18 protein-coding genes are annotated in these 14,951 nt (G+C 69.8%); 5 read left to right on the plus strand and 13 right to left on the minus strand.

Going from position 1 to position 14,951, the window contains the following annotated elements:
* Window positions 1–7 precede the first annotated feature (7 nt).
* The 3 genes from ACIOVG_RS17655 to ACIOVG_RS17665 all read right to left on the minus strand — a co-directional run bounded on the left by ACIOVG_RS17655 (window position 8) and on the right by ACIOVG_RS17665 (window position 2,358).
* A complete protein-coding gene (locus tag ACIOVG_RS17655) occupies window positions 8–961 on the minus strand; it encodes an EamA family transporter (RefSeq protein ID WP_400876359.1) in 954 nt (317 codons plus the stop codon).
* A 45-nt stretch (window positions 962–1,006) separates the two neighbouring features.
* Window positions 1,007–1,891 (minus strand): SDR family oxidoreductase, encoded by an 885-nt coding sequence (locus ACIOVG_RS17660; RefSeq protein WP_400876362.1) that lies wholly within the window; start codon window positions 1,889–1,891, stop codon window positions 1,007–1,009.
* A gap of 119 nt (window positions 1,892–2,010) precedes the next feature.
* The gene (locus tag ACIOVG_RS17665; protein WP_400876364.1) at window positions 2,011–2,358 is read right to left on the minus strand and encodes an ATP-dependent DNA ligase; all 348 of its coding nucleotides are present in this window, start codon (window positions 2,356–2,358) and stop codon (window positions 2,011–2,013) included.
* Between the two features lie 243 nt (window positions 2,359–2,601).
* On the opposite strand from ACIOVG_RS17665, the gene ACIOVG_RS17670 reads away from it, so the two are divergent.
* Complete coding sequence (locus ACIOVG_RS17670; protein ID WP_400876366.1) at window positions 2,602–3,087, plus strand: FHA domain-containing protein; 486 nt, start codon at window positions 2,602–2,604, stop codon at window positions 3,085–3,087.
* Between the two features lie 25 nt (window positions 3,088–3,112).
* Here the strand turns inward: ACIOVG_RS17670 and ACIOVG_RS17675 are convergent, their stop codons facing one another.
* The 8 genes from ACIOVG_RS17675 to ACIOVG_RS17710 all read right to left on the minus strand — a co-directional run bounded on the left by ACIOVG_RS17675 (window position 3,113) and on the right by ACIOVG_RS17710 (window position 12,192).
* The gene (locus ACIOVG_RS17675; protein ID WP_400876368.1) at window positions 3,113–3,892 is read right to left on the minus strand and encodes an enoyl-CoA hydratase/isomerase family protein; all 780 of its coding nucleotides are present in this window, start codon (window positions 3,890–3,892) and stop codon (window positions 3,113–3,115) included.
* Window positions 3,892–5,157 (minus strand): CaiB/BaiF CoA transferase family protein, encoded by a 1,266-nt coding sequence (locus tag ACIOVG_RS17680; RefSeq protein WP_400876370.1) that lies wholly within the window; start codon window positions 5,155–5,157, stop codon window positions 3,892–3,894. Before ACIOVG_RS17680 ends, ACIOVG_RS17675 begins: the two co-directional genes overlap by 1 nt.
* A 298-nt stretch (window positions 5,158–5,455) precedes the next feature.
* Entirely contained in the window at window positions 5,456–6,544 is a 1,089-nt protein-coding gene (locus ACIOVG_RS17685; RefSeq protein ID WP_400876373.1) for an alcohol dehydrogenase catalytic domain-containing protein, read from the minus strand.
* Between the two features lie 13 nt (window positions 6,545–6,557).
* Complete coding sequence (locus ACIOVG_RS17690) at window positions 6,558–7,265, minus strand: HAD family hydrolase (protein WP_400876376.1); 708 nt, start codon at window positions 7,263–7,265, stop codon at window positions 6,558–6,560.
* Window positions 7,262–8,413 (minus strand): TIGR03364 family FAD-dependent oxidoreductase, encoded by a 1,152-nt coding sequence (locus ACIOVG_RS17695; protein WP_400876379.1) that lies wholly within the window; start codon window positions 8,411–8,413, stop codon window positions 7,262–7,264. The genes ACIOVG_RS17690 and ACIOVG_RS17695 overlap by 4 nt, the downstream gene beginning before the upstream one ends.
* Window positions 8,410–10,146, minus strand: coding sequence for a phosphonate ABC transporter, permease protein PhnE (gene phnE / locus ACIOVG_RS17700; protein ID WP_400876381.1), 1,737 nt, complete (start codon window positions 10,144–10,146; stop codon window positions 8,410–8,412). The genes ACIOVG_RS17695 and phnE overlap by 4 nt, the downstream gene beginning before the upstream one ends.
* A complete protein-coding gene (gene phnC / locus ACIOVG_RS17705) occupies window positions 10,143–11,087 on the minus strand; it encodes a phosphonate ABC transporter ATP-binding protein (protein WP_400876384.1) in 945 nt (314 codons plus the stop codon). Before phnC ends, phnE begins: the two co-directional genes overlap by 4 nt.
* A gap of 175 nt (window positions 11,088–11,262) precedes the next feature.
* Window positions 11,263–12,192 (minus strand): phosphate/phosphite/phosphonate ABC transporter substrate-binding protein, encoded by a 930-nt coding sequence (locus tag ACIOVG_RS17710; protein WP_400876386.1) that lies wholly within the window; start codon window positions 12,190–12,192, stop codon window positions 11,263–11,265.
* 171 nt (window positions 12,193–12,363) lie between these two features.
* Between ACIOVG_RS17710 and ACIOVG_RS17715 the strand changes: the two genes are divergently transcribed.
* The 4 genes from ACIOVG_RS17715 to ACIOVG_RS17730 all read left to right on the plus strand — a co-directional run bounded on the left by ACIOVG_RS17715 (window position 12,364) and on the right by ACIOVG_RS17730 (window position 14,256).
* Complete coding sequence (locus tag ACIOVG_RS17715) at window positions 12,364–13,107, plus strand: GntR family transcriptional regulator (RefSeq protein WP_400876389.1); 744 nt, start codon at window positions 12,364–12,366, stop codon at window positions 13,105–13,107.
* 17 nt (window positions 13,108–13,124) lie between these two features.
* A complete protein-coding gene (locus ACIOVG_RS17720; RefSeq protein ID WP_400876392.1) occupies window positions 13,125–13,460 on the plus strand; it encodes a hypothetical protein in 336 nt (111 codons plus the stop codon).
* Between the two features lie 133 nt (window positions 13,461–13,593).
* Window positions 13,594–14,079, plus strand: a complete 486-nt coding sequence (locus ACIOVG_RS17725) for a YfbM family protein (protein WP_400876394.1) — start codon at window positions 13,594–13,596, stop codon at window positions 14,077–14,079.
* Window positions 14,080–14,115: 36 nt separating this feature from the next.
* Window positions 14,116–14,256, plus strand: coding sequence for a hypothetical protein (locus ACIOVG_RS17730; RefSeq protein ID WP_400876396.1), 141 nt, complete (start codon window positions 14,116–14,118; stop codon window positions 14,254–14,256).
* On the opposite strand, the gene ACIOVG_RS17735 is transcribed toward ACIOVG_RS17730, so the two are convergent.
* Window positions 14,247–14,504 carry a hypothetical protein gene (locus ACIOVG_RS17735; protein WP_400876399.1) on the minus strand — a complete coding sequence of 86 codons (258 nt, stop codon included), beginning with the start codon at window positions 14,502–14,504 and terminating at the stop codon, window positions 14,247–14,249. The genes ACIOVG_RS17730 and ACIOVG_RS17735 overlap by 10 nt on opposite strands.
* Window positions 14,505–14,645: 141 nt before the next feature.
* A partial coding sequence (locus ACIOVG_RS17740) for an HNH endonuclease signature motif containing protein (RefSeq protein WP_400876402.1) occupies window positions 14,646–14,951 on the minus strand: 306 nt, incomplete at its 5' end.

Genomic DNA, 14,951 nt, shown 5'->3' on the forward strand with positions numbered 1-14,951 from the left:
GGGCCGCTCAGTCCGGCAGGGGGATCGGCCCGGTGAAGACGGCGGGGGGTTCGTCCTCATCCCGGGAGTCCGCTCGGGTCTCCTCGGCATCCGCTCGTGCACGGCGGCGGATGCCGAGGGTCGCCCCGACACTCGCGGCGACGACCAGGGCGATCGCGAGCATCCGCAACGGCGTCGCGCTCTGGCCGAGGATCAGCCACCCGGCGAGCGTCGCGAAGGCCGGCTCCAGGCTGAGCAGCACCCCGAACACGCGCTGCGGCAGCCGGCGCAGCGCCGCGAGCTCGAAGCTGTACGGGATCACCGAGGACAGCACCGCCGTGACGGCCGCGAGCAGCAGCAGCTGCATGTCGCCCGACACGGTGACCGCGGCGGGCACGCCCACCGGCACGAGCAGCAGCGCCGCGACGAGCAGCCCCATCGCGAGTCCCCCGCTCCCGGGGATCAGCGCCCCCACCCGGGCGCTCATGCGGATGTACATTGCCCAGAAGCCGGCGGCGATCAGGATGAACACGACGCCGATCGGGTCGAGCGGCTCCGCGTCGATCAGCCCGTCGACACCGAGCAGCACCATGCCGACGAGAGCCACGCCGACCCACGCGAAATCACCGAGACGCCGGGTCAGGACGGCAGCGAGGAGCAACGGTCCGAGGAACTCGATCGCGACCGCCGGCCCGAGCGGGATGCGGTCGATCGCGGCATAGAAGAACCCGTTCATCGCGGCGAGCGAGACGCCGAAGAGCACCGCCGCGATCCACTGCGGCCTGGTCCAGCGCTGGGGTCGCGGGCGCACGATGACGAGCAGGAGCAGCGCGGCGATCGCGACACGCAGCGAGGTCACGCCCCAGGGGCCGAGCACCGGGAAGAGCTGCGCCGCGACGGCGGCCCCGAAGGGCAGCGACAGGCACGAGCCGATGACGAGAGCGACGCCGACGAGAGGACGGGACGACGCTGACTGCTGCACGTACTCCAGCGTGGGGCATCCGCATCGCCCGCGTCCACTCGACACTCAGAGGTGCTTGCCTCCTGTCACCGGGAGCACAGCCCCGGAGACGTACATCGACTCGTCCGAGGCGAGATAGACGTAGGCTCCGGCGAGCTCGGCCGGCTGCCCCGCGCGTCCGAGCGGAGTGTCCTGTCCGAAGGTCGCCAGCCGCTCGGCGTCCCATCCGGTGGCAGGGATCAGCGGCGTCCAGATCGGGCCGGGAGCCACCGCGTTCACACGGATGCCGCGCGGCCCCGCCTCCTCGGCGAGCGCCTTCACGAACGCCACCTGCGCCGCCTTGGTCATGGCGTAGTCGATGAGTCCCGGCGAGGGCTGATACGCCTGCACCGAGGCCGTGACGATGATGCTCGCCCCCGGTGCGAGGTCGGGGTACGCGGCACGAGCCGTCTGCACCAGGCCGATGAGGTTGGTGTCGAACACCCGCCGCATGTCTTCGGTCTTCAGGCTGTCGAAGCCGTCGATGTCGTGCTGGTAGGCGGCGTTGAGCACGAGGATGTCGAGTCCGCCGAGCGCTGCTCTGGTCTGCGCCACGATGCCGGTCGCGAAATCCTCGTCACGGAGGTCGCCCGACAGGCCGAGCGCCGTGGGTCCCGCGTCGCGGATGTGGGCGATCGTCTCGTCGGCGTCGTCCTGCTCTTCCGGCATGTGCGTGATCGCGACATCGGCGCCCTCACGGGCGAAGGCGATCGCGACGGCGCGGCCGATGCCGGAGTCGCCTCCCGTGATCAGCGCGCGGCGGCCGTCCAGCCGACCGTGACCGCGGTAGCTGGATTCGCCGTGGTCGGGAGTGGGGGTGGTCTGCGCGGTGAGCCCTGGCTGCGCCTGCTGCTGGTCGGGGAAGCCGTCTTCGCGATGGGCATGACGGGGGTCGACTGGGGTGTCGGTCATCGGGATCTCCTTCGTCGAGGTGTCTTCCGACTCTCGACGAAGGGGCCGTCATCGCCCAGGGGGTTGACAGCTTCCGCTCCCCGCAGCGATGGTCCTCGCCCGCCCCGCGTGCCGGCTGCTCAGCCGGGCAGGCCGACCGGTGTCTCGCCGGTCCTGGGCGTCTCGCCGCCCTCGGCCGGCTCCGGCGCGAGGTAGAGGCCGGACGGCGCGTTCGCGGTGAAAGCGAGCGCTTCGATCCACGCCCGGTTGATGGAGGGCTGGCGACTGCCGAAGTACTTGAACACGAGGGAGCTGCCCGGATGGATCCACACCGTGGTGCGTCCTCCGCCGACGCTCGCGTCTTCGCGCCAGCTGAACGGGAACGGCTCTCCGCGACGGAGCTTCGCGGTGATCACGAGCTGCAGGTGCGTGAGAGCGCGATCCTCGATCTCGGTCTTCACGCCGCCTTCGTAGATGAACTTGCCCATGCGGAATGATCTCTTTCTCTGGCAGGGCTATTTCGGCCGGTCGGACACTTTCCCCTCTGGGTAGCGTAAGTGCTGTCGCGACATCCTGCACTACGCGCGGGGAGCCGCGCGCGTCGCACCCCTGCCCGCGCCCGCGTTCAGGCAGAGCGACCATGACGCCATCACGGCGCGAAGTCAACCCCCTCCATCCGCATCGCGGCTGCCCCTAGAGTCGGTGATCCACCAGCCGAGGAGGCGATGAGGATGAGCGATCCGCAGACACCCGAGCAGGGGTACACCCCGACCACCACCCACGCGGAGTGGGGCGCCGGAGATCCGCGCCTGCGCATCACGCGCGACGAGGAGCGCACCGAGTACCTGCTCGACGTGGATGTCGTGCGCATCGGATCCGCCGAAGGCAACGAGCTGCGGCTCGCCGACACCGACCCGGTGCACGCGACCATCACCCACGATGAGCGCGACGAGTACGTGCTGACACTGCATGGCGAGGGCAGCACCAGCGCCAGCGCCGGCACGGACGGCACCCACCCCGGCGAGGACGCGCAGACGCTCCGCACCGGGGCGCAGTTCACCGCCGGCCCCTGGACGTTCGTGTTCGCCCGTGAGGAGTTCGCCGACCACGGTCGCCCGTTCGGCGGACGCAAGGGCGGCGAGTACGACGACCAGGAGCTGCAGCCGCCGCGCCCCGACTACAGCGCCGAGGCGGCAGCCGACGACCGCACCACGTGAGCCGGGATCCAGGCCTTCGCGCTGTCTACAGCTCGTGCGAGGGGAAGGCCGCCGGGCGCCGCTCGGCGAACGCCGCGAGGCCCTCGCGGGCATCCGGGCTCGTGAACGCCGCCTGGCCGAGCACGGCCTCCAGGCGGAAGGCCTCCCCTTCCGGAAGGTCGGCGAGCGCGCGCACGGCGCTCTTGACGGTCGCCACCGCTGTCCGGCTGCGCGCGAGCAGGTCCTCAGCCACGGCGAGCGCGGAGGACTCCAGCTCGGCGGCGGGCACGACCTGATTCAGGATGCCGTAGCGCAGCGCCGTCGCGGCATCGATCTTCGTGCCGCGGAGCATCAGATCCATGGCCCAGGCGTAGGGGATCTGTCGGATCAGCCGCACGAGCGTGCCCCCGGCGGGGACGACTCCGACGCCGGTCTCCGGCAGAGCGAACTGCGCCTCCTCCGAGGCGAGCCGGATGTCGGTCGAGAGCAGGATCTCGAAGCCGCCTCCGAGGCACAGTCCGTTCACGGCGGCGACGACCGGCTTGTCGAGGGTCGCGTGCTTCTGGTGCGCGGCATCCCACTCGCTGATGTCGAAGCGCCCCTCGGTGAGAGCGGGGATCGACTCGCCCAGGTCGGCGCCCACACAGAACGCGCGCTCTCCGGCACCGGTGAGGATCGCCGCACCGATGCGGTCGTCATCGCGCACCTCGGCGAACGCCGCGCCCAACTGCTCGTACATGGCGAGGGTGAGGGCGTTGAGCTTCTCGGGGCGGTCGATCGTGATGACGGCGAGAGCTCCGTCCCTATCGAGGCGGATGCGGCCCATCAGATCGTCCCGGCGGCGCGGAGCTCGTCGATCTCCTCGGGGGTGTAGCCCAGGAGATCGCGGAAGATCGCGGCGGTGTGCTCCCCCGTGTCCGGGGCGATGCCGCGGGCCCGGGGTGGCGTGCGGTCGAGCTTGACGGGCGAGCCGAAGGTGCGCAGCGACCCGTAGCCTGCATACTCGGCGTCCACCACCATGTCGCGCGCGGCGATCTGCGGGTCGGCGACCACCTCGGCGATGTCCTTGACCGCGCTCAACGGCACGAGGTCGCCGGCGAGGGCCTCCAGCTCCGCCTTGGTGCGGCTCGCGAACCAGCGCTCGACCATGGGCTTGACCCGCTCCGCGTACACGACGTCGTCGAACCGGGTGCCCATCTTCTGCAGGTCGGGGTTGTCGTCGAACTCGCCGGGCGCTCCGAAGATCTCGCAGGAGATCTTCCAGAACTTGTCGGTGTAGCCCCCGAAGAACACGAACCCGTCCTGGCACGCGAACAGCTCGTAGGGACGCACGAACGGATGCTGGTTGCCCAGAGGCTCCGGCACGATCCCCTCGGTCGTGTAGGAGACGACCGCGTTCTCGGTGAGAGTCAGCACGGAGTCCTGCTGCGACACGTCGACGAGCTGTCCCTCTCCGGTCCGCTCGGCGTGGCGGACGGCGGCGAGCACCCCGATCACGCCGTACAGGCTCGCCGCGAGGTCTCCGATGATCGTGCCGACGCGGGTGGGCGGCCCGCCGGCCGGGCCGTTCATCGACCACAGTCCCCCGGTGGCCTGCGCGCTGTTGTCGTAGGCGGGGCGGCCGCGATAAGGACCGGACTGCCCGTAGCCGCTGAGCGCCGCGTAGACGAGGCGCGGATTGACCTCGCGCAGCCGCTCGTGCCCCAGGCCGAGGCGGTCCATGGTGCCGGGGCGGAAGTTCTCCACCAGCACGTCCGCCTGCGCGACCAAGCGTTCCAGCGCGACCTTGCCCTCGGGGTGACGCAGGTTCAGGGTGACGCCGAGCTTGTTGCGGTTGTACTGCGCGAAGAAGCCGCTGAATGCGTCGGCGCCATCACGTTCCAGCATCGGCGGGAAGGTGCGCGTGTAGTCGGGGTCGTCCGGATGCTCGACCTTGATCACGGTCGCACCCAGATCGGCGAGGATCATGGAGCAGTACGGGCCGGCGACGACGCGCGTCACGTCGATCACGACCACCCCGGCGAGCGAGCCGGGACCGGCATCCAGTCCTCCGAGAGATTCCAGTCGGGCGCGGAGCTCGTCGTCGATCATCGTGTGGTCCCTTCTGCGACGCGCGCTCCGGCGTCGACGGTGGAGCGGCGGGTACGGCCGTCCGCCCAGCTTCTCAGTGCGGATGCCGAAGGCATATGTGACAACCGCACACAGCGCACCGCGACTTCCGGGTCGAAGCGACCATATCGCGGGTGCACCCGTCCGGCCGCGCCCGGCTGTGGAGCGGAGGCCCGGCTCGGGCGTAGGCGATTCCTCCGGCGTAGGCGAATCCAGGGTGTCTTCGCCTACGCTCGCGCATTCGCCTGCGCCCGCACCCGGGTGCGCACCGACCCGCCACTCACCGACCAGGGATGACTCCGATCCGCAGCGGCGCCCCCGGCGCAGCCGCGGCGAGCAATGCCTCGTCGAGATCGGCCAGCGCCCGCACCGCTCCCACTGCGTCGGCGAACGGATACGCTCGACCGCGACCGGCGAGGAACCCGACCGCGGCAGCCAACTCGGCGCCGGTGTAGTTGTGCACTCCGGCGATGGTGACCAGACGTCGCACGATGCTCTCGGCATCCAGCGGCACCGGATCGGCGGGGAAGACGCTGCCGACCAGCACCACGGTGCCGCCGACCGCGACCCCGGCCAGCGCTTCGGCGACGGCATGGCCCGAGGCCTCGATCACGACTTCCGGCTCTCGGTCGAGCGCGGTCGCCCCGAACCGCGTCGCCAGCGCGCGGCGCTCGGGATTCGGATCGAGCACCTCGACGAGCGCTCCCTGATCCGCGGCGATCGCCGCAGCGGACAGGCCGACCAGTCCGGCGCCGTGGATCCGCACCCTCGCCTCCTCCAGCTCCCTCCCCTGCGCCGCCCTGGCCACCGCGGCCCAGGCGGTCGCGGTCGCGCAGCCTGCGGGAGCGAGCACCGCGGCAGGCAGCGCCTCGGGCACCCGCACGATCGCGGTCCCCGCGCGCAGCTGCACGTGACTGCCGAAAGCGCCGGTGAGGTCGCCGTGCACGCCGATGCGGTCGTGGCCGTATTTGCCGAGGTCCCGGCACTTCTGCGGCATCCCCGCCAGGCACCGGTCGCAGCGCCCGCACGACACGGTCACCGACCACACCACGCGATCTCCGATGCGCAGCGGCGTGCCGTCCACGGCGAGCGCGCCCTCGTCTCCGATCGCGATCACGCGTCCGACGCTCTCGTGGCCGAGCACCAGCGGGGTCGGCGCGGAACGACGCCCCTGCACGGTGTGCACATCCGATCCGCAGATCGTCGACAGCTCCACCGCCACCAGCGCATCGGCATCACCCAGCGCGACACCCGGCACGGCGATCATCTCGTGCGGATGCCCCTCGCCGATCCACACCATCGCCGTCGCGGCGGGGCGCAGGGCGACATCCCGGCGATGGCCGGGTGGTCTGATCAGCAGCGTGCCCACGAGGTGCTCCCGGTCACGAGGTCGCGACGAGGGGCAGCAGTCCACGTTCGGCGAGCGCTCCGCGGAGTCCGGTGACGTCGCGCAGCACGGCATCCGCGCCCGCCGCGACCAGCGCCACGCGGTCGTGCGCGCCCGTGAGCACACCGGCGACGAAGCCGGCCCCGGCCCGACGTCCGGATTCGACGTCGCTCACGGTGTCGCCAGCCACGGCCACGGCGGCGACCGCGGAGGTCTGCGTGCGCAGCAGCGCCGCCAGCACCAGGTCGGGAGCAGGACGCCCGCGACCCGCATCCACGGGCGAGAGCGCGAGGTCGACCAGGCCGCGCCAGCCGAGGCCGTCGAGCAGCGCGTCTCGCGTCACCGGTGCGAATCCGGTGGTGAGCACCACACGCAGCCCCGCGTCCTTGAGCGACTGGATCGCATCCGCGGCGCCGGGGATCTCGGCGACCCCCTGCTCCTCGACGATCTCGGCGTAGGCGCCTTCGAAGGCGGCGGTGGCGTGGGTGGCCTCGGCGATGTCGCCGCCGGAGAGGTGCGTGAACACGTCGATCTTCGACTGCCCCATCGTCATGCGCACGTAGTCGAGGGCCTCGGCCCACGGCATCCGATCCGCGACGCCGGTGCGCTCGGCAGCGCGCTGGAACGCCTGCTCCACGACGCCGTCGTCGAGCACAGTGGTTCCGGCCATGTCGAGCACGACAAGTTCGAGAGGAGTGGTCATGAGGTTCCTTCCAGTGCGGGTGCCCACCCGAAGGCGGCGGTGAGATTCTCTTCTGCGAGCCCCAGACCCGTGGTCATGCCGATGCCGGTGGTCGCTGCGAGCGCGAGCGCTCCCTCGTCGCCGCGGTCGATCAGGAACTCGGTCGGTCCCTTGGCGTAGACGCCCTGCCAGCGCTCGAGGACCCGCGGCGTCGGCATGTCGAACAGCGCCTCGGCCTCGGTGAGGAACGCCGTAAATGCGGCCTCGGGCTGGAACGGCGCCGGCTGCACGGCCGAGGCGTGCGAGTCTCCGATGATCAGAGTGCCATCCGGGAGCTGCGTGTACATCTGGTTCAGATCCAGGGCGGCGAGGTCGGGGCGTTCCGTGTGCAGCCGCTCGCGCAGGCGCGCCGCCTCCGGGCTGTCGGCGAACCGGCCGTACCGCACCAGCGACCACCCGGTGAGCAGCGGCGCCGACAGCGGATGCCGCAACGACACGGCCGCGCGCATCATGTCGAGAGCGCAGCGGACGATGCCGTGCCGCTCGGCGACCTCGGGCAGCAGCTGGTCGAGGTCGTGGTTCACGGCGACCACCACGTGTCCGGCCGCGATCGCCCCGCGGGTCGTGTCGACGCGCTCGGCGGCGAGCCCTGTCACCGCGGTGCGGAACCGGAACTCCACCCCGAGGGAGGCGAGGTGCCCGACGATGGCGTCCGCCGCAGCACGCGGGTCGGTCTGCAGGTCGGTGGCGATGTGGGCGCCGCCGAGCACGACGTCGGGACGCACCGGCGCGAGGCGCAGCAGCTCCTGCGCATCCAGCATCCGGATGCCGTCGTCGTCGCGCGCGGCCGCCGCGAGCACCGCGATCTCCTCCTCGGTGCGTGCCGCCACGAGCGTGCCGGACTCGCGCAACCAGAATCCGGCGTCGTGGGACAGTCGCAGCCACAGCTCGCGCGAGGCATCCGCGTAGCGACGCGCCTCGCCGTTCTGCGCGCCGATGCAGAGATGCCCGAAGTTGCGGATCGTCGCGCCCACCGGAGACTCCGTGCGGTCCACCACGATCACGCGCAGACCGCGACGTGCGGCGGCGTAGGCGGCGCCGAGCCCGACGATGCCGGAGCCGACGACCACGACGTCCGCGCTGTCGCCCCCGGCGTGCACCGTGTTCATCGGAACACCTTCCGCATCCACATCGCGAGACCTTCGACGACCAGCACGGTGGCCAGGATCATCAGCACGATCGCGGTCACGGTCTCGTAGCGCGAACCCTGGCTGGCGTTGAGCAGGTAGTAGCCCACTCCGCCTCCGCCGACGATGCCGAGGATGGTCGCGGCGCGGATGTTGGTGTCGAGCATGTAGAAGCTGTGCCCGATCAGGGCCTGCATCCCTTGCGGCACCGTGGCGGCGGTGTAGGTCTGCAGCCGGGTGGCGCCGACCGCGCGCAGGGCCCGCTCCGGGCCGCGATCGACCTCTTCGAACGAGTCGGCGATCAGCTTGCCGAGCAGACCGATGCCGCCGATCGCGAGCGCGATCACCCCCGCCTGCGGTCCGAGGCCGGTGATCACCACGAGCACGATCGCGAGGATCAGCTCGGGGATGCCGCGGATGCCCACGAGCAGGAACCGCGCCGTGCCGCGCACCCCGGCGCCGGGGGCGACGTTGCGCGCCGCGAGCGAGCCCAGCACGAGCGAAGGCAGCAGCGTCAGCACGGTCGCAGCGAGCGCGATCGCCACGGTGTCGCGCATCGCATCGATCATCGCCGTGGCGTCGTAGCTGCCGAAGGAGGGCGGCCAGAACTTCGCCGCCACCTCGGGCAGCTTGCCCCAGAAGGTGACGAAGTCGAGCCAGTTGATATCGCTGACGATCACGCCGCCGAGCACGACCAGCACCGCGAGCACGCCGGCGGCGGTGTTCCGCACGCGCGCTGCGGTCCAGGGGCGGCGCACGGCCGTCTGCGGGCTCGCAGCCCACGCCGGACGACCGGCGGATGCCGCGGCCGAGGCGCCGCCGAGACGCGGATGGATGAGCCGGTCGATCCAGGAGCGGGTCTGGCGCTCCTGACCGAGCATCGCCCCGCGCACCAGGCTGGAGACGATCTCCATCGCGACGCAGAGCAGGAAGATGACCAGCGCGATGCCGAGGCCTTTGCCGTAGTTGAGCGCTTTGAAGGCGTATGACATCTCCAGGCCCAGACCGGCGACGCCGACGTAGCCGAGCACGACGCTGCCGCGCAGGTTGATGTCGTTGCGGTGCAGCACCGTGGCGACCCAGCTCGGCAGCACCTGCGGGAGGATGCCGGCGCTGAACTCCTGCAGCTTCGAACCGCCGGCCGCGCGGATCGCGAGCCGAGGCCCCTCGTCGATCTGCTCGATCGCATCGGCGAACATCTTCGAGATCATGCCGATCGAGTGGATGCCGATGGCGAGGATGCCGGGCAGCGTGCCCAGTGAGAACATCAGCACGAACGCCATCGCGAGCACCACGTCGGGCAGCGCCCGCGTGAGCACTCCGATGAAGCGGGCGGCGGCCCGCCATGCGTTGCCCGGGGTGGTGTTGGACGCCGCGAGATACGCGATCGGCACTGAGAGCGCGGCGGCCAGCAGCGTGCCGACCAGCACGAGGCCGACGGTCAGCGCGATCAGCCAGGCGAGGTCGCCGGGCTCGGGGAACGAGAGCCCGCCCACTCGGGCCATGAAGTTCTCGGCGTTGCCCCAGCTCTGCACCATCGCGGGGATCGAGATGCCCACCTCGTTCACCGCGAGAACGCCGAGGACCACGAGGGCGAGCAGGGTCAGCGAGGCCGCGATCCGCTCCGGGGAGATCGGGCGCTTCGGAGCGCGTTCGGTGATCGGGCGGGGAGCCGGGCGGATCGCCCCTGTCCTCCGGTCGACGATGAGGGTCATGCGACAGGCGCCTTCGTCGATGCATCCGATGCGGGCGCTGTGTCCGATGTGGGCGCTGTGTCCGATGTGGGCGCTGTGTCCGATGCGGGCGCTGGGGAAGATGCCGCATCGACCACCGCATCCGCCAGCTCGACCACCGCGTCCGCCAGCTCGACCTGCACGGCTCTGAGCTCGGCGGTGGTGGTCGCGACGCGGCCGTAGATCTCCATGACCTCGGACTTGGTGAGGTCGGTCGTGGGGGTGTCGAGTACGATCTCGCCGTGTCGCAGACCGACGATGCGGTCGGCCCAGGTGATGGCCAGATCGACCTGGTGGAGGCTGCAGACGACCGTGAGCCCCTCGTCAGCAGCGATCTCGCGGATCAGCGCCATGACCTGGTCGCTGGATTCCGGGTCGAGCGACGCCACCGGCTCGTCGGCGAGCAGGATGTCGGGCTTCTGCATCAACGCGCGGGCGATGGCCACGCGCTGCTGCTGTCCTCCGGAGAGCGTGTCGCTGCGCTGATACGCACGGTCGAGGAGGCCGACCCGCTCGAGGTGCTCGAGCGCTTGGATCTTGGCGGTCTTCGCGTATCCCCAGAGTCCCAGGCGCGGTCCGCGCACCCGGGAGAGCGATCCGGTGAGCACGTTCTCGAGGACGGTGAGCGAGGGCACCAGCTCGAACTGCTGGAAGATGAATCCCACCCGGCTGCGCAGTGCGCGCAGCGCTTTGCCGCGCAGGCTCGGGACCGCGGCGCCGAGCACCTCGACGTCGCCCGAGGTGGGGACTTCGAGGCCGTCGAGATGGCGCAGCAGCGTCGACTTGCCTGACCCGGAGAGCCCGAGCAGCACGACGATCTCGCCGCGCGAGACCTGGAGCGAGGCATCCTTCAGCGCGATGGTCGACCCGAAGGTCTTCGTCACACCGGTGAGGCGGATGAGGGAGTCGGGGGCGGGATTCATGGATTCTCCTGCGGAGGTCTGTGTGGTGCAGAACGGGAAGGGATGCCGCGGCTCCTGAGCGGGCGATGCGAGACGAAGGACGTGTGCGCGCCCTTCGTCTCGTCGCTTTCCCGAGCGAGCGATGCAAGACGAAGGGCCGCTCAGGAGCCGGGCCTAGACCGGATGTGTCAGGCGGTCACGCCTTGCACTGCTCCGCTTCGGTCTCCTTGCAGATGTCGCGGATCAGGTCGTAGTAGGCGTCGTCGACGGGCTTCGTGGCGTAGAAGACGCTGCGGAACGAGTCGGTGTCGGCGCCGTCGATGCCGGCGGCGATGATGTCGTCGATCGTGATCTCGGACAGACCGTCGATGAGCTTCTTCGAGACGTCATCCGGGAGGGTCGACGAGTACACCAGCGGGGCTCCGGGGACCATCGTCTCGTCGATGACCTTCACCTTGTCGGACTTCTCGACCTCGGAGTCCTCTGCGAAGCCGACCTCGCACTCGACGCCTTCGCCGACCTTCTGCACGCTCACGTCGTGCTTGCCCGCGAAGACCGGGGTGATGTCGGTCTGGGGGTCGATGCCCGCTTCGAGCAGGTTGTACGACGGGAACAGGTAGCCCGAGGTCGACGACGGGTCGACGAAGCAGACCTTCTTGCCCGCGAAGTCGGCGATGCTCGAGATAGCGCTGGCCGCCGGCACGATCGCCTGCGAGAAGTAGCCGGGCTCCTGGCCCTCTTCCGTGACGATCGAGGAGATCGGCGTGAGCTTGGCGCCGTTGTTGGTGGCGGTCACGTACGTGAAGCCGGAGAAGGAGGCGACGTCGACCTTGCCGGCGACAGCAGCCTCGATGAGCGCGGCGTAGTCGGTGGACTCGTGGTATTCGACGGTCTTGCCGGTGATCTCCGCGATGTAGTCCATGAGCGGCTGGTAGTTGGTCTCGGTGTCGACCGAGTCGGGGACGACACCGAAGACGAGGGTGTTCTCGTCGACGGCGAATCCGCTGCCGGCAGACGTCTCGTCAGCGCCGGGGGTGCCGGTCGCCTCGGCCGAACCGGAGCAGGCGGCGAGACCGAGCGCGAGTGCCGCGACACCGACGAGGGCGGGGAGAGCACGAAGCTTCATGAGGACCTTTCAGGGGGTGGGAGGGGTGATCCACGGAAGACTCTCTCAGCCGGAGCGCCGAGAAATATACCTATCTCGGAAGAGTTCAGCCCTCGTTCACCGAGCATTTCCCTGAGTGAACGGTGACCGAATGCCCGCGGGCAGGCAGAAGTGATCAAGTAATGTACCTATGTGACCGAAGCTGTGTACACCCAGATCGCCGAAGACCTGCGCGCGCAGATCGCCGCCGGCACCCTGCGTCCCGGAGACGATGTTCCGACCGAGGCGGAGCTCGCCGCGCGGTGGCGCACATCACGGGGACCTATCCGCAACGCACTGGCGGCGCTGCGAAGTGAAGGGCTGATCGAGACCAGCAGGGGCCGGCCGGCGCGGGTGGTCGCACGCAAGGCGAGTCAGGCCGTCGATGTGTCGGTGCCGTTCACGCGGTGGGCCCGGGATCTCGGCGTCACCCCGGGTGCGCAGACGCAGGAACTGAGCCTGCGGCGGGCGGGCGCACATGCCGCGGCGTTGGGCGTGGAGGCGGATGACACGATCGTCAGCGTCGTACGGTTGCGGTCGCTTGACGGGCGCCCGACCATGCTGGAGCGACTGTTCTACACCGAGGCCGCGGGACGGCGGCTGTTCGAGGTCGACCTCGACGAGGTGTCGATCACGGAGTACCTCGCTTCGAAGGGGCATCCGATCGTGGGCCTACAGCACGTGATCGACGCCGTGGCGGCGGATGAGCAGGATGCCGCGCTGCTGCGGGTGCCGCAGGGCACGCCGATCCTGCGGCTCAGCCGCACCTCCCGCGATGCGGAAGGTCGGATCTTCGAGGCATCGGAGGACCGGTATCTCAGCGAGGTCGTGCGCTTCACGGTCGCCGCCTCGGGCATCTCGACCGATGGTCACTACATGCGTGCGGTCGGCGGGTAGGCGGCTATGCTCCCCGGATGACGATGACGCGCACCGAGGCCCGGCACAGCGGTCTTCCCGTGGCGCTGCTCATGGCTGCACTCATCCTCGTCGCCGCCGTCTCCGCATTCTTCGTCTGGTTTCGCGCCATCAGCATCCCCCACTGCGGCCCGCGGTGCGATTTCACGACCTTGCACTGGACACCCATCGTCTTCGCGATGTTCGCTGCCATCGTCGTCATCGCCGCGATGGTCCTTTCGTGGGCATTCTCCTCGCGTCGCCGGGTGTGGTGGATCCCCGTCGGGGGCATCGTCGTGACTCTCGCGGGCGCGCAGATCGCCCATGTCGTGAGCGATCGCGCGCTGCTGTTCTGATCCGGGGACGTGCGGACTGCTCCGCTGCGTCGCGTCCTCCCGGAGGCGGTTCTGCGCCGACGGCGTTTCGGCGTCGCAGGCTCGACGTAGAGTCGAAGGGACTCGATACGCATTCGGAGGGACTCTGATGGGGATGCGCGCGGCCTACACACTCGTGGACGAACTGACACTCGACCGGCTGGTGTCGCTCGCGCCCGAGGTGCTCGTCTCGACGCTGGAGGATCTGGAATCGGGCGGCTCCCCGACCGTGTACCTCGACAAGATGTGGGACGGACTGCACTTCCTGCTCACCGGTGTCTCGGCAGCCTCTCCGCGCGATGACGACCCGTTGAGCGAATGGGTCGTGGGCGTACACGTCTTCGGCGGCGAGGACTTCGTCGGCTGCACCGAGCACGACGAGCTGCAGCCGATCATCGACGCGTTGGACTCGTTGGATCGAGACGAGGTGATCAGTGCCGCGGACTTCACGACTTTTGCGAAGGCCGGCATCTATCCGAACATCTGGGGCGATGATCCTGCGATTCTTCGACGCGAACTCACCGAGGCCTGGGATGCCCTGGCCTCCGTGCACCGCAGAGCAGCCGACGCGGGGCATCACCTCGTGATCAGCATCTTCTGACACGGCGCGAGACGGTGGACCCCGTCGGTGCGGCCGATGCGGAAGGGCTCGTGGAACGGTCAGAGCCAGTCGGCTCGACAATCGCTCGCGCGCAATGTCACGCACACCATCGTCTATCGCGCCGCCGTCCGCATCCACAGCGTCATCGACGGGACGAGCAAGCTCGGTCAGGCCTGAGCCGACTGGTCCGACTTCAGCTTCGCCATGATCGCTGCGAAAGCTCCCGCCCACCCGCTGGCGACTGCCGCGAACATCGCACTGGCCGCCGCCATCTGACCGCCAGACGCATCGGCGGCAGCGAACCCGAACCAGACGACGGCAAAACCCGCACCGACGATCGCAGCGACGCTGGTGAGCCGCAGCATCAGCCGCAACCGCCGAACACCGCGCACATCCACTTCTCCTCGTCGAAGCATCGATTCCATGATCCAACTGCACCACATGCGCCGCGACCACACATCCCCCTGCAGACGGACCCCGACCACGGGCACGCGAACCCTCTACGAAGACTGACGAACTCTTTGTCAGACACGTCCTGGGCGTCTCGGCTCTCACCACCTCAGCGCTCACCGTCGCTTCTCGGCGGCGAATGCGACGTCGCGTGTGGGTCGTGGTGTGCGCCATCGTCGTGCGGGGTCCCACCAGGCGGGTCCGCGGACGATGGTGAGACCGTTGTCCATACGGATCTCCCACCCCGACGAGTCCAAGGTGCGGTGGTGATGCCAACACAACGTCACACCGTTGTCGGTGTGGGTCGGTCCGCCGCGGGAGTGTTCTTGCACGTGGTGGATCTCGCACCACGAGCCGGGTACGTGGCATCCGGGGATGAGGCACTCTTTGTCGCGGAGGGTGATCGCGCGTCTCTGGTGGGT

The organism is Microbacterium sp. NPDC087591 (assembly GCF_044743625.1).
Classification (GTDB): Bacteria; Actinomycetota; Actinomycetes; order Actinomycetales; family Microbacteriaceae; genus Microbacterium.